Genomic DNA, 21,015 nt, shown 5'->3' with positions numbered 1-21,015 from the left:
TGGTCAGACGCGCAATTTCCTGCCCTCGGGGTCGTATGGCGAGGCGGCGATCACCCGCGCGCTTCGCTCGGCTCCCACGATGTGCGTCTTGAGTTCCGTTCCGGCCAGGGCTGCGTCGCGGTCGACGAGCGCCATGGCGAGGCTTTTGCCGATCGTGTGGCCATAGCCGCCCGACGTGATAAAACCCGACAACTCGCCTTTCCGCCAGACCGGTTCATAGCCGCTGGCGTCGGCATCCCCGGCATCGATCTCCAGCGTCACCAGCGCGCGCGCCGCGCCACCGGTCTCACGTTGCCTGAGCGCCACGTCGCGGCCGATGAAATCCTGCTTGTCGAAAGCGATCCAGCGATCCATGTCGGTTTCCGCCGCCGTATAGTCCTGCTTGAACTCGCGCGACCAGATGCCAAAACTCTTCTCCAGCCGCAGCGCATTGAGCGCGGCAAAACCGAACTCGGCTATCTCCAGGTCGCGCCCGGCGTCCATCAGGACGCGTCGCAGCACCGCATGCTCGTTCGCCCGGCAATGAATTTCGTAGCCGAGTTCGCCGGTGACCGACAGCCGCCCCACCCGCGCACGGACAAGACCAACGTCGAGGCTCTTGCAGGCCAGGAAACCGAACTCCTGATTCGAGACGTCCTGATGCGTCACGCGCTCCAGCAGCTTGCGCGAATTGGGCCCAGCCAGGGCAAAACCGACGATGTCGTCGGAGATGTCGCGCACTGCCACGCCCTCGGACATATGTCCCTCGAACCAGCGCATGTGCCATTGGCGGAGGTAATAGGACCCCATCAGCCACCAGGTGCCGTCGCCCCAGTTGAATACGGTGAGATCGCCCTTGAGCTTGCCGTTTTCGCCCAGCATCGGCGCCAGTCTGGCTCTGCCAGGCTTCGGCAGCGCACAGGCGAGCATCCGGTCAAGCCATTTCGCGGCGCCAGGCCCGGTAATCTCGTAACGCGAGAAGGCGGTGATATCGAGCAGTCCGACGCTCTCGCGTACGCTACGCGCTTCCGCCCCGACGATGTCGAAGGCGTTGGAACGCTTGAGCGTCGGCTTTTCCACAAATCCTTCCGGCGCGAAGTAGAGAGGCACTTCCATGCCCCACGACACGCCCCAGCGGGCGCCGGCCGCATTCATCGCGTCATGGGCGCCGGCCGTCTTCAGCGGACGGCCCGCCGGCAGTTGCTCGTTGGGATAGCTCATGACGAAACGGCGCGAATAGAATTGGCCTGTCGTCTGCTTGATGTATTCGCGATTGGAGGCGAAATCGCCGTAACGGGCAATATCCATCCCGTAGACGTCGGCCGCCGGCTCGCCGTGGATCATCCATTCGGCAAGCGACTTGCCGACGCCGCCGCCTTGCAGGAAACCGGCCATGACACCACAGGCGACCCAATAGTTGGGCACCCCGCGTACCGGCCCCACCAGCGGATTACCGTCCGGCGAGAAGGTAAACGCGCCGTTCACCCATCGCCTGACGCCCACGCGCTCCAGGCATGGATAGCGGCGGAAGCCGAGCGCGAGTTCGTTGGCGATCCGGTCGGTATCCTCCTGGATCAGCTCGATGCCGTAATCCCACGGCGCACCGTCCATGTTCCAGTGCTTGTGGTCGACTTCGTAGATGCCGAGCAGCAGCCTCTTCTGCTCCTGGCGCATGTAGGTGAAGCCCTCGAGATCGACGATCAGCGGCAATTCATGATCGAGCGCCTGGATTTCCGGGATCGTCTCCGTTACCAGATAGTGATGCTCCATCGGCGAGACGGGAAGGTCGATCCCTGCCATGCGCCCGACCTGCTTCGCCCACAGGCCAGCGGCGTTCACCACATGCTCGGCAACGACCGTGCCTTGCTGGGTGACGACGTTCCAGTGCCCGTCCGGTCGGCGCTGGAGTTCGAGCACGCGATTGTGCTCGACGATCTCGGCGCCGCGCACCCGCGCCGCCTTCGCATAGGCGTGGACGACGCCGGACGGGTCGATATGCCCTTCACGCGCGGCATACAGCCCGCCGAGCAGACCGTCGGTATTGAGGATCGGGCAGCGCACCTTGATCTCGTCGGCACCGATCAGGTGTACGTCGTCGATGCCCATGGTCTGGAATATCCGATACGACGCCTGCAGCCATTCCCAGCGCTCGGGCGCGGAGGCGACGGATATGCCGCCGGTCATATGCATGCCGACGCTCTGGCCCGATTCCGTCTCCAGTTCCGACAGGAGATCGATCGTATAGGCCTGCAACGCGGCGATGTTGGGATCGGCGTTGAGCGCGTGGAAGCCGCCCGCCGCATGCCAACTGGAGCCTGCGGTCAGCACCTCGCGCTCGATCAGCACGACGTCTGTCCAGCCGAACTTCGCCAGGTGATAGAGCACCGAGGCGCCGACCACGCCACCGCCGATCACCACCGCCCGATAGTGAGATTTCATCGCTTCCCCCGCTCGAAGGCGTCCAGCGTAGACCCAATGGACACTTGTGTCCATTGGGTCTGAGCCACGAGCGACGCATCACGACGAGTTGGGGTGATTCCTCGTGAAAGGGTGGCCGGGATGGCACGAGGTATAATACTGGCCGTGGAGCCTCCGAAGCAAAGCTTCAAGGCAACGCAAGCAGGAGACCGCTTCTGCCCGAGCGGCATCGACATGGCGAACGACGATGAGGCGCTGTAGTTGGACGCGCCGGTTGCGGTCGCCGGGTCTTTCGTCCGAAAGTCTGGGGAATGCGGCACAGAGGCCGCGTTCAGTCGCGCTTCAAGCGGCGAGCGCGGTTTCGATGGCCCGCACGACCGTCTCGTCCTCGGGCTTGGTGTCCGGCGCGAAACGGGCGACCACCGCGCCGTCACGGCCGACCAGGAACTTCTCAAAATTCCAATGGATGCCACCCGGGTCAGCCGTCCGCGGCGGCTGCTTGAGGAGCCTGCTGTCCGGGTTGAATTCGGCCTCTGGGTGCGCCGCGATCAAAGCCTTGTAGAGCGGATGCTTGTCGGGCCCGGTCACCGCGATCTTGGCGAACATCGGGAATTCGACCCCGTAGACGGAGCGGCAGAATTCGCCGATCTCGGCTTCCGTCCCGGGTTCCTGCCCGCCAAAGTCGTTGGCCGGAAAACCGAGCACGACAAGGCCGCGGTCCTGGTAGGTGCGGTAGAGCGATTCCAGCCCCTCATATTGCGGCGTCAGGCCGCATTTGGAGGCGACATTAACGACCAGCAGCACCTTGCCGGCATGGTCGGCAAGCGATGACGGCGTGCCGTCGAGGCGTGCCAGCGGGATATCGTAGAGGGATACGGTCATTTTGCGGCTCTTCTTTCGAAGCGGATGGCGGAGGCTGATTCTTCAGGCAGACAGCGCATATTCGGGCAGGCCAAGCGAGGACGCAATCCTGTGCAACCGCGCCGGATCGGCATCTTCGCCCGCCTCGATCGCGCTGATCTCGTCGATCGCCAGCCCGCAGGTCACCGCCAGATCCTCGATGCTGTAACCCATCGATTCCCGCAACGCCCTCACGATGTTGGTTCCCGCGGCGACCGACGCCGCCACGGCGTCTGGAAGCGTATAGTCTTTTCCTGCATTCGACATGGGTATCTCCGTCATACTGGTAGTCTCAAGGCGAAATCCGAACGCCAGCCTCCAACGAAATGAACTCCTGCTTCCGTGATCGGCTTCAGGTCAGCCGGCTGCGGCCAGAACCCGCCGTCCTCCGGCTTCGATCCCTGCCGCGGCGGCAATGAGTTCGAACGAACGAAGCCGCAAGGCATGGTCATACACGTCGGACACGACGATCAGTTCATCGGCGCCGGTTTCTTCGACCAGCGCCTCCATGCCGGCGCGGACCGTGTCGGGCGAGCCGATGATCGAACGCTCGAGCATCCGCGTCGCCTGCATCTTCTCCATCGGCGACCAGTAGGTCTCGATGTCATCGATCGGCGGCTGGCTCAAGCCCCGTTCGCCGCGAAAGATGCTGGCGAAGGACATCTGCTGCGTCGTCGCCAGCCGGCGCGCGGCGGCGTCGGTCTCGGCGGCGATGATGTTCACGCCGACCATCGCATAAGGTCGCTCAAGCTGTTCGGACGGCTTGAAGCGGGCGCGGTAGATCTGCAGCGCCGGGAGGAGCAGTTCCGGCGCGAAATGCGAGGCGAAGGCATAGGGCAACCCAAGCTCGCCGGCCAGCATCGCCCCGAAATTGCTCGATCCGAGAATCCACAACGGCACCTCGGTCCCTGCCGCGGGCACCGCCTGGATGCGCTGGTTCGGACCTGCGGGCGCCAGGAAGGCCTGAAGTTCCAGCACGTCCTGCGGGAAATTGTCGGCATTTTCGGGTGCGCGGCGCAAAGCACGCAGCGTCATCTGGTCGGTGCCCGGCGCACGGCCGAGCCCAAGGTCGATCCGGCCCGGGAACAGCCGTGCCAGCGTGCCGAACTGCTCCGCGATCACATAGGGCGCGTGGTTGGGCAGCATGATGCCGCCGGCGCCAACACGGATCGTTTTCGTTCCCGCTGCGATATGGGCAAGCACGATCGATGTCGCGGCGCTGGCGATGCCCGGCATGTTGTGATGCTCCGCCACCCAGATGCGGCGATAACCCAGGCCTTCCGCATGCGCGGCAAGGTCGCGGGCATTGTCGAGCGCACCGCGCGCATCGGTTTCCTCGGTGACGCGGACGAGTTCCAGGATGGACAACGGCGTCATGAAAGTGACTCCCGGATGGGCCGGCAACCTACGGGCTGATGTCGCGCGACGAGGTTTTGGGCCGTTGATCGCCGAGAAACCGGAGGCCATCTCCATTTCTCTTGACGCTATATGGAGGCTGCCTCCATATTGTGTCAATCCAAAGCGGCAGGCAGATCGCCATGACCACCGACGTCCTGAGCGAAGAGCGACCCGAATTGCGGGCGGATGCGCGGCGCAATCGCGAAAAGGTGCTGCATGTCGCGATGCGCCACTTCGCCTCGCACGGCATCTCCGCGTCGCTTGAGGAAATCGCCAGGGAAGCCGGGGTCGGGGCCGGCACGCTCTACCGTCATTTCCCCTCCCGCGAGGCTCTGCTTGCGGCCGCGCTGCGGGACCGGCAGGCTGAACTGCTCAAGCAGGCGCATTCGGCTCGCGCGATCGTGAATTCCGGCGCGGCGCTCGGTGCATGGCTGGAGGCGCTGCAGGACTATCTGCGGACCTTCAACGGATTGCCGGCGCCAGTGCTTGCCGCGGTCAAGGAGCGGGCCTCGCCGCTCGCGCTCTCTTGCCAGACGCTCGTCTCGATAACGGCCGAATTCCTGGAACAGGCCCAGCGTGAAGGCCATGCCCGCAGGCAAGTAACCGCCAACGACCTGTTTCTGGCCGCGATCGGCATAGCCTGGGTGCTCAATCGGGCTGAGGCCTGCGGCACAAGCCCCTCGGCGCTGAACGAGATCTTTGCGCAAGGCTATCTGGAGAAGAATTCGGATCGCCCGCCGCCAAGACACCGCGAGGTGGGCACGATCCCGACAACGGAGGACGCTATCGATGGCTGAACCGCGTTTCCGGGTGGGTATCGTGGGCCTGCAGCCGGGAAGGAGCTGGGCGGCGCGCGCCCATGTTCCGGCACTCCGCGCATTGCCGGACGACTTCGAGATCGCCGGCATTGCCAACACCAGCCGTGCCAGCGCCGAGACCGCCGCCGCGGCGACGGGCATCCCGCGGGCCTTCGACGGCGTGGCCGACCTCGTCGCCTCGCCCGACGTCGACATCGTCGCCGTCACGGTGAAGGTGCCGCATCATCTGAATCTGGTGAAGGCCGCCATCGATGCCGGCAAGCACGTCTATTGCGAATGGCCGCTCGGCAACGGCCTTGCCGAGGCTGAAGAAATGGCTGCCCTAGCGAAGGCGAGAGGCGTCGTCGGGGTGGTGGGAACGCAGGCGCGTGTCGCCCCGGAGATAGGCTATCTCAGCGAACTGATCGCGGAGGGTTTCGTCGGCGAGGTGCTGTCGACGACGCTGACGGCGAGAGGACGCGGCTGGGGCGCGGCGATCGACAGCAAGGCAATCGGCGCCTACCTGCTCGACCGGGCCAACGGCGCCACCATGCTGAGCATCCCGCTCGGCCACACGCTTGCGGCGTTGCGCGAGGTGCTGGGCGACGTCGCGGACCTGTCGGCGGTGCTGGCCACGCGCCGCCGCCGGGTCTTCGCGAGCGACACCGGCGAGACGCTGCCGATGACCGCGCCCGACCAGGTGCTGGTGAGCGGCGTGCTCGCGGGCGGCGCACCGGTCTCGATTCATTATCGCGGCGGGCAGGCACGCGGTGTCGGTCTCGTCTGGGAGATCAACGGCACCGAGGGCGACATCCGCATCACCGGCCCGTCCGGCCACGCACAGATGGTGCCGCTTTCGATCGAGGGCGCCAGGGGCGACGAAAAGGAACTGCGTCCGCTGCAAGTGCCCGCCTCCTACCGCTCCGGCTTGTCGGACGATCCCGTGGTCGGCAACGTGGCCCGCGTCTATGCCAAGATGGCCGCGGACCTGCGCACCGGCACCCGGACGGCGCCAAGCTTCGATGACGCGGTGGAGGTGCATCGTATCATCGCGGCCGTGGAATCGTCGGCCGCCAGCGGACGCCGCACCTCGCCGCAACCCAACGATTGAACAAGGTGACGTTGTCCGTCCGGCCCTGGTAGTGAAAGCGCCGGAATTCCTAAAATTCGATGTAGCAGCCACCTGCTACCATTTGCCTGAATTTCGGTGCTACCTGCTACCAATGGCGGACCGCGCGGAGAGGGTGTAGGGTCCGTGCAACGAAAAGAAGAAAGGGGCTGCGCCGATGGCGGAGCCCAGCGAATCTGGGAGGATTCATGGTCGAGATCATTTCCAAGCGTGATGGTCCGCGCCGCGAGGACGCTCAGGTCAAGCATTTGATCGAGCAGAACCGCCCGACCATCGAGCGTATCGCCGACCAGATCAGCGGCGGCGGCTATTCCGCCATGCGGAAGCCGCGCCAGCAACCGAAGGCCGAGGGATTGATCATCCATGTCGGCGGCGGTTCGCCGGTCGCCGCCGAGGCCGATCCGTCGATCCGCGTCACCATGAACGGCCGGGTGATTTCGGTCGACCGCAACACCAGCCGTCAACTCCATCATATCGGCGACATCCGCCACAGGGACGGCGAGCAGGTGTTCGTGCTCGCCACGAAGCAGAACGGCTTCTTTGCGCCGGTCGCGGATAGCGTGGCCGAGGCGCTCATCGAACTGGACGGTGCGCGCCTCGACGGTGGCCGCACGGAAGAGCAGCTTGCCGCCGAGATCGGCGAAAAACTCGGCATTGCCTGACGGATCTCGCGAGAAGCGTCATTCGAGAGAGATCCGGCTCACGACAGCATACAGCACTGACATGCCTCGAAGGTTGCAGAATGACTGAATGAAACGCGAGATCGGCACACGCCCCATGAAGATCGACAGCCATTCCGTCAGCGCCCCGCTGGCTGCGGCATCTGTTCTTGACCTCATCGACTATGACGAACGCGCCACCATGCGCGCGTGGGAGAGTTTTCTCGCCGACGAACCGAAATGCGCCCGCGATCCGGTCCATGTTCGCTCGCTGATCCACGATTCGTGGTATCGCAGTGCCTCCGGCGGCATCAACGCGCAAGGCATAGAAGCTCCCCTCAACAGCGACCGCGACGAGATCGAATATCTGACGCGCGCCAACGCCGAACTGCTCGCGGCGGCGCGGCGGTCCTTCGCCTCGCTCGGCCAGTTGCTGGATGGCACCGGCGCGATGCTGGTGCTGGCCGACAGCGACGGCGTGCTGATCGACGCCATCGGCGACAAGAAGACCTTGCATGACGGCATGGACATTCACCTCGCCATCGGCGGCAAGTGGAACGAGGATTCGGTCGGAACCAACGGCATCGGCACCGCGCTGTGGACCGGCGAGCCGATCTTCGTGCATGCGGCCGAGCATTTCTGCGCCGGCATCAAGTCGTGGACCTGCGCCGGCGCGCCGATCCGCGACCCGCTGGATGGCAAGATCATCGGCGTCGTCGACCTTTCGGGCTACTCGCCGATCTTCCGGCCGCACAACACGGCGCTCGTTGCCGCCACCGCCCGGCAGATCGAGAAGGCGCTGGCCGAGCAGCAGCAGGAGCGGCGCACCCGCCTGCTTGAGGCTTTCATCGCGTCAGCGCCCAACTACCGCCGCAAGGACGGGCTGGTGATCGTCGACCACCGCGGCCGGGCGATCTTCTGCAACAACGTGCCCGACGGCGAATCGACCGACATGACGGATGGTCCGATAGAACCGGGCCGTGGGCGCTGGCTGCTCAACCTTCCATCGTCAGGCTCAGATGCAGACCTCGCCAAGGCGCTGCCGCCGCATCTTCGGTCCTGCCATATCACGCCGCTCAAGCTCGATGGCAGCCTCGGCGGCGCGGCCCTGGTCTTCCCCTCCGCGCCGATCATCACGGCCACGACCGGCCGCCAGGACGACAAGCCGCTCCGCGACGCCGCGGCGATGATCGTCGGCGAAAGCGAGGCGCTGTTGTCGGCCGTCGATGCCGCCTGCCGCGTCGCCTGCTCCAACGGCGTGACCTCCCTGCTGATCGAGGGCGAGACGGGTGTCGGCAAGGAGCTTTTCGCAAGGCTGGTGCATGCCGGCAGCCGGCGCACGGCCAACGATCCGTTCGTCGCCATGAACTGCGGCGCGATCACCCGGGAATTGTTCGGCAGCGAATTGTTCGGCCATGTGGCGGGCGCCTTCACCGGCGCCTCGCGCGAAGGCAAGCCCGGGGTCTTCGAACAGGCCAGCGGCGGCGTCCTCAGCCTCGACGAGGTCGGCGAGATGCCGTTGGAAATACAGCCTTTTCTGCTGCGGGTGCTGGAAGAGCGCGTCGTCCACCGGATCGGCGACAGCCGGGGCCGGGCGGTCGACGTCCGCCTGGTCGCCTCCACCAATCGCGACCTGAAGCAGGAAGTCGCCGCGGGGCGTTTCCGCAGCGACCTCTACTACAGGATCGGCGCGGTCTCGATCAAAGTCCCGCCGCTGCGCGAGCGCGGCGACGACGTTGCGCTCCTGGCCGAGCACTTCAACCGGCGGATCGCAGCGCTGACCGGCGGTGAGCCGCTGGTCTTTTCCAACGACGCGCTCGATGCGCTGCTTGCCTATCACTGGCCGGGAAATGTCCGCGAATTGAAGAACCTGGTCGAACGGCTGCATGTGCTGGCCCATGGCCGCGACGTCGGACTGCGCGACCTGCCCGCAGAACTGACTGCATCGGGTTCCAGGCAGGAAGCCGCGCCGAACTACTGGGGCGACGTCACCGCCGAAAGGCTCGAAGGCACCCTGGTCGACGCCGAACGCCAGATGATGAAGAACGCGCTCGCAGCGGAGGGCGGCAACCTCAGCAGGGTCGCGCGGCGGCTCGGCATCTCCCGGCCGACGCTCTACCGCAAGCTCGACCAATACGGCATCCGTCGCGGGTTTGTCTGATACCGACGACGTTTAACGTTGACCGCCATTTGAATCGGAACACCAACGCCGCTACCGCCAAGCGCACCAGGCGGATGGCGTTCGAATCCTCAACACGTCAAACCGGGCGTGCCGTCCATCGGTCACGACGTATCGATCCGCCACGCCCTGCCGAAACCCATTGCGCGCCGCGCCCTCATTGCGTGATCCTGCCACGCCATCGCCGATCCGCTTTGCACAAGACGCCGGTTCGGCCCGCCGCGAAACAGCCGCAGCCAGGCGAAAAAACCCTGCAAGCCGCCGAAGACGACGGCCAGCGCGCGGAAGCAGCGGGCGAGCCACAAAGCCTCGGCGCAGCCATCGGCATCGCCGACCGCAGCCGGGGGCAAGGCAAGCGCGCCGCCAGCCCGCTCGATAGCAAACGCCCGCGCAACGGCCTCGGCCGGCCGCAAGAGCGCCAGCACCGGAACGCGAATCCAGAGCGGCAGAACGCAAAGGAACTCGGCCAGAACGGCCAGCTTGAGCAGCACCGCTGCGATGCCCTTCAGCGTCTCCTGCTCATTTTCGCGTTCCGCGCGGTCCATTCCAGCCTCCGTTCGGAAAGCACAATAGCAGAGAGGCGGAAAAGAACAAGGATTATTTTCCTATATCTCGTCGACGCCAGTGGGCATAAGCTTTGACCGCAGAAGCACAACGGCCGGAGATTGGAACCGTTGGTATAACGGTTCCCACAGCAAAAAACCTCGCCGCATCAGGCCACGGGGTGGGGGGAAGCTGGTCGCTTGAAGTCGCTTCGGGCGGAGCCTGTCAGGCATGGTCAGCTCTTTACGACGGCGCCAGTCACTTTCTCGGAGACATAGCCGAGGATGTTGCCGACGATCAGCGAAATCACCACGGCGGCCGCAACCTTGATGATACCGCTGGCACCCTCGCCATAGGTGGCCGCGCCAAGCAGGAAAAGCGCGGCGGTCGTTGCGTAGCCATAGACCCCGGACGGAATGGCGCTCAGCAACGGGAGCTTGGCGGCGAGAATGAGCACTATGATTGAAATGCCGACGCAGATGCCGGCAGCGAGTGCCGTAACGCCGATGGATGTCAGGGCTATCAACGCGACGGCGGCGCAGATCGCGCCCCAGAGGTTCGCAACCGCCGAATTCCTGAGCCCGGCTTCCTTGCCGCCGCAGTGATAAAAACTCCCCCAGCCGACAAATACCGCCCAGATCAGCAGATACGGACTGCCGATGGTAATCGCCGCCCATGTCGCGATGCCGCCCATGATGCCGATGACGATGGCCAAGCCTGTAACAAGATCCATGTTGCCCTCCCGTTTTCCAGACTGCGAAGCAAAGAACTCGTTTTGGGATCGCGCTTCGTCAGACGTCCCGACACGCAACAACCAAGGCTTGGCGGCGACGTGGCACCTCCACCACGCCGCAACCGAGGCAAATGCTTCAGGGAACGATGACCCCACGCCCCGTAAAACGCCGGTTCTTGAAATCGTCGAGCGCGGTGTTGATGCTGGCGAGGTTGTATTCGGTGTAGTGCATCTTCACCTTGCCGTCGGCATTGAGTTCCATCAGTTCGACCAGCTCGGTGAAATTGCCGACCAGGCTGCCGCCTATGTTGATCTCCTCGATGACCAGATGCGCGGTCGGCACGTTGACCTGGCCGCCATAGCCGACGACGAAGAGCTGGCCGCCCTTGCGCACCATCTTCCAGCAGATGTTCTCGACACCCAGTTCGCCGACGAAGTCGATGACCACATGCGCGCCGCCGCCGGTGATCTGCTTGACCTCCTCGATGACGTTCGGCCCGCCGTCGAGCACGAAGTCGGCTCCCAGATCCTTGGCCAGCAATTGTGCAGCCGGTTCGCGATCGACGGCGATGATGCGGCAGCCCGAGATCGCATGCAGCGACTGCAGCGCGATGTGGCCGAGGCCGCCGATCCCAAGCAGGACGCAATAGCTTCCCGGCCTGAGCATCTTGGCGGCGCGTTTGGCGGCGCGGTAGGCGGTGATCCCAGCGTCGGCCAGCGGCGCGACCTCGATCGGCGTGATGTTGGCGTTGAGTTTTATCAGCGAGCGCTCGCTGGTGATGAAATATTCGGCGAAGCCGCCGTCCATGCCGAGGCCGGGGAACATGCCGTTGTCGCAGTACATGTCCTCACCATGACGGCAGTTGAGGCAGATGCCGCAGGAACGGAACGGATGGCAGATCACGGCGTCGCCGCGCTTCACCGATTTCACGCCGCTGCCGACCTCCTCGACCCAGCCGGCGTTCTCGTGGCCCATGATGTAGGGCAGCAGCGTGCCGCCCGGATCCATGGTCGGCTTCCACACGCCCTCGATGATGTGGAGATCGGTGCGGCAGAGGCCGGCTGCCCCCACCCGGACGATAACCTCGTCCGGCGCCGTGATGGTGGGCGCCTTCACCTCCTCGATCCTGAGCTGGACGTTCATCTTCGGGTCGTATTCGTAAAGTCTGGCAGCTTTCATCGTGGCATCCTCTCAATGTCGGAATCGGTCCGGTGGAAATGGCGGCTCAGGCGCGGCCGAGTTTTTCGGAGCCGCCGCCGCGCGCCGGGCCGGCAGTCGGGTCCTCCTCGTCCTCGGCAAGGTCGCCGATCAGCGTCTCGGTGGTGAGGATCAGCGTCGCCACCGAAGCGGCGTTGGCCAGCGCGGTGTAGGTGACGCGCACCGGGTCGACGATGCCGGCCTCGAACATGTTCTGGTAGCTGCCGGTCGACGCATTGTAGCCATAGCCGCCATTGACGCGGGTGACTTCCGCGACGACAGCCTCCGCATCGGCGCCGGCATTGGTTGCGATGCGCCGCAGCGGCCGCGACAGAACCGACCTGACCAGGCGTACGCCTTCCGCCACGTCGCCGTCGACGCCTGCCGCCACCTGGTCGAGCCGCGGCGCGATCTGCGCCAGCGCCGAGCCGCCGCCGGCGACCACGCCCTCTTCGGAAGCGGCGCGCACGGCATTCAGCGAATCCTCGATCAACTGGATGGTGCGCTTCTGCTCGACCGGCGTGACCCCGCCGGCATAGAGGATCGCGGTGCCGCCCGACAGCTTTGCCAGCCGCTCGCGCAGCTTGTCCTGCTCGATGTTGGGCGGGGCGTTCTCGTATTGCCGCTGCACCTGCGCCCGGCGCGACGCGATCGCCGCATGGTCGCCGCCGCCGCGGATGATCGAGGTATGCGACGCACTGGTCTTCACCCGGTCGGCGGAGCCGAGATCGCCTGCGGTAATGTCTTCCAGCCGCCCGCCGAGATCGCGGGCAATGACCCGGCCGCCGGTGATGATCGCAAGATCCTCCATCATCGCCTTGCGCCAGTGGCCATATTCCGGCGGATGGATGACCAGATATCGCCCCGGCCCCTGCTTGCCGAGCAGCGTCACCACGACTTCCGGCGACATCTCCTCCGAGACGATCAGCAGCGGCCGCCCGGCTTCATCGGCGATGCGGCGGGCCGCGTCGAGCGCCTCGGGTTCCCGGATCTTCAGATCGGTCATCAGGATCAGCGGCCGCTCCAGCACGGCCTCCATCTTCTCCTGGTCGGTCACCATGTGGTGGGAAAGATAACCGCGCTCGAACGACATGCCCTCGACCACGTCGAGCGTGGTCTCGGTGGTGACGCTGAAATCGGTGGTGATGACGCCGTCGGCGCCGACCCGTTCATGGGCCTCCGCCACCAGCGCGCCGAGTTTGGCGTTGGTCGCCGCGATGTTGGCGACCGAAGCGAGGATGCCGTTGCCCTTGGCCGGCTTGGCCGATGCCTTGAGCGCTGCGACGACCGCCGCGACGGCCAGATCTATGCCCTTGCACAGATCGACGGATTTCGCGCCGCGCTCGTTGGCCTCTATCCCTGCCTGGATGAGCGCGTTGGCGAGCACGATCGCCGTGGTCGTGCCGTCGCCGGCAACCTCGTTGGTCTGCATCGAGACTTCGCGCACCACCTGCGCGCCCATGTTCTCGAAGCGGTCGTGCAGCTCGATTTCCGAGGCGATGCTGACGCCGTCACGCGTCACCATCGGCGTGCCGATCGGCCGGTCGATCATGGCGTTCATGCCCTTGGGGCCGAGCGTCGGCTCGACCGCGGCGGCCAGCCGGCCAACACCGCGCGCCAGCGCCCGGCGGGCTTCCGAATTGTGGAGCATTATCTTGGGCATGGTTCCTCCTTCCGCCTTACGGGCGGCTTGTTGGTTAGGGGCCTCATGCAAGGGGAGGCCGTTGTATTCAGATCTGCTTCAGGCGCTGGGCGCGGCCTGGGCCGGCACGCGGTCCATGATGAAATCGACGAGCGTCGGCTCGCCGTCGACCATGTCCACTTCCTTGTACCTGGTATGCTTGAGCCCCCGGCAGAGCGCGCCGTTGAACTCCATGTTGATGCGCACGCCGCGCAACTCGGCCAGATAGGCGCCGAGCGCCCCGGGCGGTATCTCTGCGCCGTCCCAGGTGACAAAGACGGGATCGTCGGCGCGGCGGGCCGCAAAACGCTCCAGCAGGGCAGCCCGGTATCTCGGCTTCTGCTTGTCCGCCTCGCCCGCTTCGAACCGTACGACATCCAGTGCAATCAGATCCATGTCGACGATCTCGCGATCCGTAAGCCCCTGCTTGCGCAGGCCGACCAGCACCGCTTCCTGCCGCCGCTTGAAGGCCTTCATCCGGAAAGTCTCGCGCAGCGCGCCGATGTCCTGGTCGGCGGCCAGTCCGGAAAAAATCTCGCCGAACGCCTTGCCCGCCTCGATGCCGCGATTGACCTCTTCGGCGAACATGTGGTCGTGCAGTTTCACCCGATAGGCCGGCTGCCACGACAGCGCGTCGAGCGCCTTGCGCACGCCGTCCAGCATCAGGAAGGCGAAGTTGGGCGAGCACCAGTAGGTCGGCAGGCGGAAATCGACCTCCACGCTGCCGTCGTCCGTCACCTCGGCACGCTCGACGAAACCCATCTCGGTGACAGGCTCGTCAAGCTCCGGATCGTTTACCCCGGCAAGGCGCCGCCAGACTTCTGCCTGGCGGCTGCTGGGGATGGATAGTCCGGCGGCGCCCATCGCGGCTACTCCGCCGCGATGCTGAAAGGCGATCCCGCGAGCGCCTTCTTCTTGGCTGCGATGTCGATGTTGTAGAGGCGCGCGGCATTGAGGCCGAGGATCTTCTCCTTGATCTCGTCGGTCAGCTGCACGCCGCGTTCGGCGGCGATGTCCTCCGGGATCTGGTAGGCCCAGAATTTCTCGACCAGCCAGCGCGGCGTCCAGATCGCGTAGTCCGACCCGAACAGGATCTTCTCCGACCCGATCCAGAACAGCAGTTCGGCGATGACCTCGCCGAAATAGCGTGGACGCGCATGGATGAAGGGCAGCGCCACCGCCAGGCCGCCATAGACGTTGGTCTCCTGCGTGGCGATCCAGCAGAAGTCGTCGAGGCGCGGCAGGCCGCAATGCTCGATGATCCAGTTCAGCCCCTGGAAGTCGGTCGCGGCATGGTCGACGTCATGCACGTCGAACGCATCCTTGCTGAGCGGGATGATCGTCGGGCCCTTGTGGACGTGGATATTTTTGATGCCGAGCTTGTCGCACAGCTCGAAGCACTTGTAGGCATCGGGGTCGGTCAGTTTCCAGCCCTTGGAAGCGCCGTTCCACTCGGCCGTGTACATCTTCACGCCCTTGACGTCGTAGGTCTCCTTGAGGAAGTGGATGTATTCCAGCGCCTTCTCGCCGTCGCGCGGGTCGAAGGCGCCGTTGACGATGAAGCGCTCCGGATAGCGCTTGGCCACCTCGGCGTTGCGCTCGATCGTGTTGAAGCCTTCCTTGTAGAAGTCCTTGAGATAGGTCGACTGGACGATCGCCACGTCGTCAGGCCCGTCGATGAACAGGTCGCTATAGAGGTCGTCGGCGCTGTATTTCTCGAACTTCGACTTCTCCCACAACTGCTCCTTGGGGCTCAGCCCCGTGTGGTAGGCGTAGAAGCACTCGATGAACTGCTTGCCATGGATGTTCTTCTGGTTCTCGGGGCTGCCGTCCCAGAAATGGGTGTGGCCGTCGACCACGAAGATTTCCTTGCCTTCCGGTGTGATGAACATGTTTTCCTCCGTCTAACCGGGTTGCCTTGGTAGTCACAGGTCAGGTGGTGATCGCCACCTTGAGGACGCCGTCGCGCTGGTTTGCGAACAACTCGTAGGCCTCCTCGATCTGATCGAGTTTGAAGCGGTGCGTGACCAGGCCGCCGAGATCGACGCGGCCCGCCGAGATGACCTCCAGCATCCGCCGCATCCGCTCCTTGCCGCCGGGGCAAAGCGAGGTGCGGATGGATTTATCGCCCAGCCCCGCTGCAAATGCGTCGAGCGGAATCCTGAGATCGGACGAATAGACGCCGAGGCTGGACAGCACACCGCCGGGACGCAGGACGCGCAGGGCGGATTCGAAGGTGGCCTGCGTGCCGAGGGCCTCGATGGCCACGTCGACGCCGCGCCCGTCGGTCAGCCGCATGATTGCGTCAACGGGATTCTCCTTCTTGAAATCGACGACGATGTCGGCGCCCATGCGTTTTGCCATCTCCAGCCGCGCCGGCACCGTGTCGACGGCGATGATGGTGGTGGCGCCCATCAGCTTCGCGCCGGCGGTCGCGCACAGCCCGATCGGCCCTTGCGCGAAAACCGCCACCGTGTCGCCGATTCTTATGCCGCCGGTTTCCGCTCCCGCGAATCCCGTCGACATGATGTCGGGGCACATCAGCACCTGCTCGTCCGTGACGCCGTCGTCGACGGGCGCAAGATTGGCCAGCGCGTCCGGCACGCGGACATATTCCGCCTGGCAGCCGTCGATGGTGTTGCCGAATTTCCAGCCGCCGATGGCCTGCCAGCCGTGCTTGGTCCCTGCCCCGTCCTGCGAGCCGCAGCCGCAAAGGCACGCATGGCTCCAGCCGGACGGTGTGATGGCGCCGGCGATGACGCGCTGGCCTTCCTTGAAGCCGCTCACGCCGGAGCCGAGCTTCTCGATGACACCGACCGGTTCGTGGCCGATGGTCAGCCCCTTGGCGACCGGATATTCGCCCTTCAGGATGTGGACGTCGGTTCCGCAGATCGTCGTGGTGGTGACGCGGATGAGCGCATCCTGCGGTCCGATGTTGGGGATCGGCTTGTCCTCGAGGACGATGCGGCCCTTCTCGACAAACACGGCCGCCTTCATTTTCGATGCCATAAGCATTTACTCCGTTTCGGCGATCCTGCGCCGCACAGCCTTGGTGGCGGCGGAAAGGCGGCTGCCTTTCCGCCGTTGGTGGGAAACGGCTCAGATGTATTCGAAGACCTCGTCCATGTTGCCGAACAGGATCACCTCGTTGTCGTCGATGCGGACCATGCGGCCGTAATGGGTGGAGGTGTTGACCTCGAAGGTTTCGGCCGTCATCTCGCGGCCGAGATATTCGCCGATCTCGTCCATCTTGAAGATCAGCTTGCCGCTGCCGTCGATGCGGATCAGCGCCGGTTGGTAGGTGATGGTGACGCCGTCCTTCTTGCCCATGAATTCGGCGATGGCCCGGGCCTCGACCGAGTCGTTCATGGTGACGCCGCACTGGTGCGAGATCGTCTGCTCGAAGGTGATGTCCTTCATCGCCTTGAAGATGTTGTCATGCGAGGAATCGCGTGCTGCCAATGACATGATGATGTCTCCCTGAATTAACGCTTGAGGCCGAGTTCGCCGAGAATCTGCCCGATCCGCTCCTCGGAGCGGGCGCGGACGTCCGCGAACGACACCGGCTTGGAATGCGGCATCGACCAGATCGGCTGAAGGCCGGCGGCCGCCTTGTCGGCAAGCGCGCCGTGCTTCTTGATCCAGCCCTGGAACAGTTTCTTGTTCGCAGCCCCGTGCTGCTCGTCATTGGCGAGCAGCCAGATCAGGTCGATGGTGTTGGCGAGGTTGCGCTCGTAGTCGGCTTCCGCCGCCGAGATGACCGCGGGCGTGATGAAGTCGTGGTTGGCCGCCGCCACCTGCATCAGGAAGCCGGAGCGGAACAGTTCGCCGACCAGCGGCTCGAACACGATGTTGATGGCGAAATACTGCTCCAGATAGTCGGAAGCGCCCATGATCGACTCGACCGCCTCGCGCGTGCCCTGCCAGTTGGGGTCCTCCATCCAGGCCTTCTTGCCGGCCTCGTCGTCCCAGCCGGGAAGGTCCAGGCCGATCTCGGCGAGGTAGAGCGTGATGTCCTGGGCGAGCCGCAGCTTGTAGGACGAGTTGGTCAGCGTCGCGTTGTTGATCATCTGGGTGTAGCCGTAGCGCTGCGCCTGCATCAGCGAGGTGCCCAGCCCGAACTCGGCGTGTTTCCAGGCGCCGAGCTGCGCCTGGAGGATCTTGACCCAGGTCTTGTCGAAGGTTTTCGGCGCGCCGCCCTTGCGGGCATTGTTGATGACGCTCTGCACCATCGTCTCGATCTTCGACTGGCGCTGGTAGTGGGTGCGCTCCCACTCCTGGTCGGGGGCGCGGAACAGGTGCCAGTTGGAACTCTTGGCGGAGGTGTTCTCCTTGACGTACGCGCCCTTGCCGTCGGCAAACGAGATGATCCAGTTCTGGATCAGGTAGCGCTCGGGATCGGGCTGGACGTCGACCGTCATGTCCTCGTAGTGGGTCGCGCGCTGGCCTTTCGGTTCGAAATACCGGTATTTCCGGCTGTCGGAGTCGGCGAAGATCGCCGCGCCGGCGGCTCCCGATCCAACTGAACTCGACGTTGCTGGCATAGTCTTCACTCCCTGTTGCAGTTGTGGTTGCAGTTGCGCGGCCGCCCTCAATGGGCCGGGGTTGCCCCTGCCGATGTGGTGAACTTGTCGAAGAAGATGCGTTCCGTTTCGAAGCCGTTCATGAACAGGACCGGCTGCAAGGCGTCGATCATCGGCGGCGGCCCGCAGGCATGAACGTCGCCCTGCCCGTCGATGCCCAGTTCCTTGAGCTTGGCGTCGACGCTCTGGTGCACGAAGCCGCGCTCGCCCTGCCAGTCGTCATCGCCATCCGCGTGCGACAGCACGGGAATGAAGTTGACGTCCGAATGCCGGCCGACGAGTTCGGCGATGCGGTCGAGATAGAACAGGTCGTTGCGGGTCCTGGCCCCGTAGAAGAAATAGACCGGACGTTTTTCGCCGCTCTTCAGGTGGTCGTGCAGGATCGACCAGATCGGCGACATGCCCGACCCCGCGCCGACCAGGATCAGCGGTCCTTGCCGGTCCTCGCGGCGGAATCCGGTTCCGTAGGGTCCGACGATGGACACTTCGGCTCCGACGGCGATCCCTCCGGCATCGAGTTCGCCGGAGAATTTTCCGTCAGGGTATTTCTTGATGATGAAGGCAAGTTTTTCGGTTTGGTCCGGCGTATTTGCCATGGAGAACGAGCGCGTAATCGTCTCCCCTTTTTGCGTGGTGACCGTGATGTCGACATATTGCCCCGCCCAGAACTTTATCGGGGAGCCGAGTTCGATTTCGATGCTGCGGATGTCGTGGGTCAGCTGCTCGATGCGAGCTATCCGCCCCTTGTACGTCTTCACCGCTATCGACTTCGATAGGATCTCCTCGTCGTAGTTGAGGAGCTCGACTTCCAGGTCGGAGTAGGCAATGCAGCGGCACAACAAAACGTGCCCCGTATCCTTCTCCATGTCGTTCAGGGCAAAGGTCGAATATTTGAGCATGTCGACCTCGCCTTCGAGCAGCACGCTCTTGCAGGCGGAGCATTGCCCTTCCTTGCAGCCATGCGGCAGCGCGATGCCCTGGCGGAACGCGGCGTTGAGCACCGTCTCGCCATTTTCAACCTCGAACTCGACGTTGACCGGGCTGAGCCTGACCATGTGGGTTTCCGACATGCGGACCTCCAGAAAATGCAGCCATGTCGGGGGCGGGCGAACCCGCCCCCTGGGTGGCCTGGTCAGTTGCAGGGGTTGATCGTGAAGCCGGCGCGGTATTCCGCGAGATGCTTCTCGCGGTCGGCCGGCGACATGGCGCGCAGCGCGTTCAGCGGCGAGCCCAGCGTGTTGCCGCGCACGTCGTCGAGCGTCCACATCTCCTTGTCGTCGAAGCGCAGATGCGGCTGCGGCACCAGCGTCTTGCCGTCGGAGCGCACGAAGTTCAGGTCGACGATGGCGTCGGCCAGATCCCAGCCGTCATACAGCGTCTCCCACTCGCGCTTGCCGCTGAAGCGGCCCATGGCGGGCGTCGCACGGCCCTCATACTCGTCGTTGAAGGCGACCATCGTGGTCCAGCGGTCGAGTTCGTGGGCGAAGGTGTAGAGTTCTCCGTTGATCTCGCCGACCACCATGTCCTCGCGGATCAGGCAGGGCACCAGGCACGACCAGCAGCGGTGCGGGTAGACGTAGCCGACGTCGCTGTTGAACAGCAGCACCTTCTCGCCCTTGTGGCTGAGTTTTGCGTACCATTTCCAGAAATCGCCGAACTCGGCATACCAGCCCGGGTACTTGTGCTCGAACCACTCGAAGTCCTTGTCGGTCTGGGCTTCGATGCGCCAGAAATTGACCGGCCAGCCGACCGCGAAGAACTGGCCGACCTTGTGGACGTAGTTCTTCTTGGTGATGCGCTCCCAGGCCGCCTGGACGTCGTCGTGATGGACCTTGATGCCGTATTTCTCGAGCGGCAGCATGTAGGTGCGGTAGTAGTCTTCGTAGATCCAGCGGTGCCACATCTCCGCGTAGGATTCCTTGTTCTTATCGCGGTTGGTGGTGCCGTATTCGATGAAAGTGCCGATTGCCGCATCGACGATGGCGTGGTTCTGCCAGAAGGCGTAGCGCAGGTCGCGCTCGAGCAGCAGGTGGTTCTCCGGCTCCTTCAGCGCCGCCATCAGCAGCGAGTGGCCGTTGCCGATATGGCGGCTTTCATCCGACTGCACCGACAGGAAGACGGTCGGCAGCGCGTAGTCGCCGTTGCGGGCGGCTTCCGACGGCATGGCGACGAACAGCGTGTTGGTGAAAGCGGTCTCGGCTACCACAGTCAGGTACATGCAGGCGGCGGTCATGGTGTCGCCGGTGATGAACCCCTCCGCGAACTGACGGCCGATGGTCGTGGCGTAGCACTTTCCGAAGGCTTCCTCGGTGATGTCGAAGCCGGCCGGGTCGATGTAGTTCTCCATGTACCATTTCTTCAGGTTCATCTGGATCGTCGAGTGCCGGAACTCGTCGATCATCTGCATGGTGAAGCCGGTGCGCAGTTCCTCGCCGGGCGCGATGCGGGCGACCATGGCCATCGAGCGGGCGGCGGAGATTTCAGGGAACGGGATGATCGCCAGGAACAGCTTCATCCACTCGACCCAGCGCGGCTCGACATTGCGGAACATGTCGCCACGAAGCGCTGCGTCGAGCGCGCCGTAGACGCGGTTGTCCTTCTCTTCCTGCATCGGGAAATAGGACCGCAGGACCTGCTTCATCGGGTCGCGCGGTGCCTTGTTGATCTTGTAGTCCGTCGGAAACGTCATCGCTTCCTGGACGTAGGACGGGTTCCAGCCGAGATCGGCAATCTTCTTGGTCGCCTCGCCGACGGAGATTCCGCGCTGCGAGGTAATCTTGTTGAGCGTCAAAGACGTCATAGTCATAAGCCTCCACCA

The 21,015-nt window shown here is 64.3% G+C and carries 19 protein-coding genes; 4 read left to right on the top strand and 15 right to left on the bottom strand.

What is annotated here, in order from left to right; genetic code table 11:
* Positions 1-3 precede the first annotated feature (3 nt).
* From ACSBOB_RS05010 to ACSBOB_RS04995, 4 genes are all read right to left on the bottom strand, one after another.
* Positions 4-2,418, bottom strand: a complete 2,415-nt coding sequence (locus ACSBOB_RS05010) for a GcvT family protein (protein WP_442581364.1) — start codon at positions 2,416-2,418, stop codon at positions 4-6.
* Positions 2,419-2,739: 321 nt separating this feature from the next.
* The gene (locus ACSBOB_RS05005) at positions 2,740-3,279 is read right to left on the bottom strand and encodes a glutathione peroxidase (RefSeq protein WP_442581363.1); all 540 of its coding nucleotides are present in this window, start codon (positions 3,277-3,279) and stop codon (positions 2,740-2,742) included.
* A 42-nt stretch (positions 3,280-3,321) separates the two neighbouring features.
* Positions 3,322-3,564 carry a helix-turn-helix domain-containing protein gene (locus ACSBOB_RS05000; protein ID WP_442581362.1) on the bottom strand — a complete coding sequence of 81 codons (243 nt, stop codon included), beginning with the start codon at positions 3,562-3,564 and terminating at the stop codon, positions 3,322-3,324.
* A 90-nt stretch (positions 3,565-3,654) separates the two neighbouring features.
* Positions 3,655-4,674, bottom strand: a complete 1,020-nt coding sequence (locus ACSBOB_RS04995) for an LLM class flavin-dependent oxidoreductase (protein WP_442581361.1) — start codon at positions 4,672-4,674, stop codon at positions 3,655-3,657.
* 161 nt (positions 4,675-4,835) lie between these two features.
* On the opposite strand from ACSBOB_RS04995, the gene ACSBOB_RS04990 reads away from it, so the two are divergent.
* The 4 genes from ACSBOB_RS04990 to ACSBOB_RS04975 all read left to right on the top strand — a co-directional run bounded on the left by ACSBOB_RS04990 (position 4,836) and on the right by ACSBOB_RS04975 (position 9,441).
* The gene (locus ACSBOB_RS04990; protein WP_442581360.1) at positions 4,836-5,492 is read left to right on the top strand and encodes a TetR/AcrR family transcriptional regulator; all 657 of its coding nucleotides are present in this window, start codon (positions 4,836-4,838) and stop codon (positions 5,490-5,492) included.
* Entirely contained in the window at positions 5,485-6,603 is a 1,119-nt protein-coding gene (locus tag ACSBOB_RS04985) for a Gfo/Idh/MocA family protein (RefSeq protein WP_442581359.1), read from the top strand. The genes ACSBOB_RS04990 and ACSBOB_RS04985 overlap by 8 nt, the downstream gene beginning before the upstream one ends.
* A gap of 206 nt (positions 6,604-6,809) precedes the next feature.
* Positions 6,810-7,283, top strand: a complete 474-nt coding sequence (locus ACSBOB_RS04980) for a hypothetical protein (protein WP_442581358.1) — start codon at positions 6,810-6,812, stop codon at positions 7,281-7,283.
* 88 nt (positions 7,284-7,371) lie between these two features.
* Positions 7,372-9,441, top strand: a complete 2,070-nt coding sequence (locus ACSBOB_RS04975; RefSeq protein WP_442581357.1) for a sigma-54-dependent Fis family transcriptional regulator — start codon at positions 7,372-7,374, stop codon at positions 9,439-9,441.
* 122 nt (positions 9,442-9,563) lie between these two features.
* Here ACSBOB_RS04975 and ACSBOB_RS04970 read toward each other — a convergent pair whose 3' ends face one another.
* The 11 genes from ACSBOB_RS04970 to ACSBOB_RS04920 all read right to left on the bottom strand — a co-directional run bounded on the left by ACSBOB_RS04970 (position 9,564) and on the right by ACSBOB_RS04920 (position 21,003).
* Positions 9,564-10,004 carry a hypothetical protein gene (locus ACSBOB_RS04970; RefSeq protein ID WP_442581356.1) on the bottom strand — a complete coding sequence of 147 codons (441 nt, stop codon included), beginning with the start codon at positions 10,002-10,004 and terminating at the stop codon, positions 9,564-9,566.
* A gap of 233 nt (positions 10,005-10,237) precedes the next feature.
* Positions 10,238-10,735: a DUF1097 domain-containing protein gene (locus tag ACSBOB_RS04965; RefSeq protein WP_442581355.1), complete on the bottom strand. Its 498-nt coding sequence runs from the start codon at positions 10,733-10,735 to the stop codon at positions 10,238-10,240.
* A 136-nt stretch (positions 10,736-10,871) separates the two neighbouring features.
* Entirely contained in the window at positions 10,872-11,915 is a 1,044-nt protein-coding gene (locus ACSBOB_RS04960; protein WP_442581354.1) for an NAD(P)-dependent alcohol dehydrogenase, read from the bottom strand.
* A 46-nt stretch (positions 11,916-11,961) separates the two neighbouring features.
* Positions 11,962-13,596, bottom strand: a complete 1,635-nt coding sequence (locus ACSBOB_RS04955) for a molecular chaperone GroEL (RefSeq protein WP_442581353.1) — start codon at positions 13,594-13,596, stop codon at positions 11,962-11,964.
* Between the two features lie 78 nt (positions 13,597-13,674).
* Positions 13,675-14,478, bottom strand: a complete 804-nt coding sequence (locus ACSBOB_RS04950; RefSeq protein ID WP_442581352.1) for an iron-sulfur cluster assembly protein — start codon at positions 14,476-14,478, stop codon at positions 13,675-13,677.
* A gap of 5 nt (positions 14,479-14,483) precedes the next feature.
* Positions 14,484-15,506 (bottom strand): amidohydrolase family protein, encoded by a 1,023-nt coding sequence (locus tag ACSBOB_RS04945; protein ID WP_442581351.1) that lies wholly within the window; start codon positions 15,504-15,506, stop codon positions 14,484-14,486.
* A 40-nt stretch (positions 15,507-15,546) separates the two neighbouring features.
* The gene (locus ACSBOB_RS04940) at positions 15,547-16,623 is read right to left on the bottom strand and encodes an NAD(P)-dependent alcohol dehydrogenase (RefSeq protein WP_442581350.1); all 1,077 of its coding nucleotides are present in this window, start codon (positions 16,621-16,623) and stop codon (positions 15,547-15,549) included.
* 90 nt (positions 16,624-16,713) lie between these two features.
* The gene (locus tag ACSBOB_RS04935; protein ID WP_442581349.1) at positions 16,714-17,082 is read right to left on the bottom strand and encodes an MmoB/DmpM family protein; all 369 of its coding nucleotides are present in this window, start codon (positions 17,080-17,082) and stop codon (positions 16,714-16,716) included.
* 17 nt (positions 17,083-17,099) lie between these two features.
* Positions 17,100-18,158, bottom strand: a complete 1,059-nt coding sequence (locus ACSBOB_RS04930; protein ID WP_442581348.1) for an aromatic/alkene monooxygenase hydroxylase subunit beta — start codon at positions 18,156-18,158, stop codon at positions 17,100-17,102.
* 47 nt (positions 18,159-18,205) lie between these two features.
* Positions 18,206-19,267: an NADH:ubiquinone reductase (Na(+)-transporting) subunit F gene (locus ACSBOB_RS04925; protein WP_442581347.1), complete on the bottom strand. Its 1,062-nt coding sequence runs from the start codon at positions 19,265-19,267 to the stop codon at positions 18,206-18,208.
* Positions 19,268-19,329: 62 nt separating this feature from the next.
* On the bottom strand, positions 19,330-21,003 hold the full coding sequence (locus ACSBOB_RS04920) for an aromatic/alkene/methane monooxygenase hydroxylase/oxygenase subunit alpha (protein WP_442581346.1): 1,674 nt from the start codon (positions 21,001-21,003) through the stop codon (positions 19,330-19,332).
* Between the last annotated feature and the right edge of the window lie 12 nt (positions 21,004-21,015).

Origin of the sequence: Mesorhizobium sp. KACC 23794 (genome assembly GCF_052180275.1) — a bacterium.
GTDB lineage: Bacteria > Pseudomonadota > Alphaproteobacteria > Rhizobiales > Rhizobiaceae > Kumtagia.
The sequence above is the reverse complement of the archived record's forward strand: the minus strand, read 5'-3'. Positions and strand labels throughout refer to the sequence as shown.

Bases quoted from the DNA above. Each gene is read 5' to 3' on its own strand.
- ACSBOB_RS05010 (WP_442581364.1), bottom strand. From the start codon at position 2,418: ATGAAATCTCACTATCGGGCGGTGGTGATCGGCGGTGGCGTGGTCGGC.
- ACSBOB_RS05005 (WP_442581363.1), bottom strand. From the start codon at position 3,279: ATGACCGTATCCCTCTACGATATCCCGCTGGCACGCCTCGACGGCACG.
- ACSBOB_RS05000 (WP_442581362.1), bottom strand. From the start codon at position 3,564: ATGTCGAATGCAGGAAAAGACTATACGCTTCCAGACGCCGTGGCGGCG.
- ACSBOB_RS04995 (WP_442581361.1), bottom strand. From the start codon at position 4,674: ATGACGCCGTTGTCCATCCTGGAACTCGTCCGCGTCACCGAGGAAACC.
- ACSBOB_RS04990 (WP_442581360.1), top strand. From the start codon at position 4,836: ATGACCACCGACGTCCTGAGCGAAGAGCGACCCGAATTGCGGGCGGAT.
- ACSBOB_RS04985 (WP_442581359.1), top strand. From the start codon at position 5,485: ATGGCTGAACCGCGTTTCCGGGTGGGTATCGTGGGCCTGCAGCCGGGA.
- ACSBOB_RS04980 (WP_442581358.1), top strand. From the start codon at position 6,810: ATGGTCGAGATCATTTCCAAGCGTGATGGTCCGCGCCGCGAGGACGCT.
- ACSBOB_RS04975 (WP_442581357.1), top strand. From the start codon at position 7,372: ATGAAACGCGAGATCGGCACACGCCCCATGAAGATCGACAGCCATTCC.
- ACSBOB_RS04970 (WP_442581356.1), bottom strand. From the start codon at position 10,004: ATGGACCGCGCGGAACGCGAAAATGAGCAGGAGACGCTGAAGGGCATC.
- ACSBOB_RS04965 (WP_442581355.1), bottom strand. From the start codon at position 10,735: ATGGATCTTGTTACAGGCTTGGCCATCGTCATCGGCATCATGGGCGGC.
- ACSBOB_RS04960 (WP_442581354.1), bottom strand. From the start codon at position 11,915: ATGAAAGCTGCCAGACTTTACGAATACGACCCGAAGATGAACGTCCAG.
- ACSBOB_RS04955 (WP_442581353.1), bottom strand. From the start codon at position 13,596: ATGCCCAAGATAATGCTCCACAATTCGGAAGCCCGCCGGGCGCTGGCG.
- ACSBOB_RS04950 (WP_442581352.1), bottom strand. From the start codon at position 14,478: ATGGGCGCCGCCGGACTATCCATCCCCAGCAGCCGCCAGGCAGAAGTC.
- ACSBOB_RS04945 (WP_442581351.1), bottom strand. From the start codon at position 15,506: ATGTTCATCACACCGGAAGGCAAGGAAATCTTCGTGGTCGACGGCCAC.
- ACSBOB_RS04940 (WP_442581350.1), bottom strand. From the start codon at position 16,623: ATGGCATCGAAAATGAAGGCGGCCGTGTTTGTCGAGAAGGGCCGCATC.
- ACSBOB_RS04935 (WP_442581349.1), bottom strand. From the start codon at position 17,082: ATGTCATTGGCAGCACGCGATTCCTCGCATGACAACATCTTCAAGGCG.
- ACSBOB_RS04930 (WP_442581348.1), bottom strand. From the start codon at position 18,158: ATGCCAGCAACGTCGAGTTCAGTTGGATCGGGAGCCGCCGGCGCGGCG.
- ACSBOB_RS04925 (WP_442581347.1), bottom strand. From the start codon at position 19,267: ATGTCGGAAACCCACATGGTCAGGCTCAGCCCGGTCAACGTCGAGTTC.
- ACSBOB_RS04920 (WP_442581346.1), bottom strand. From the start codon at position 21,003: ATGACTATGACGTCTTTGACGCTCAACAAGATTACCTCGCAGCGCGGA.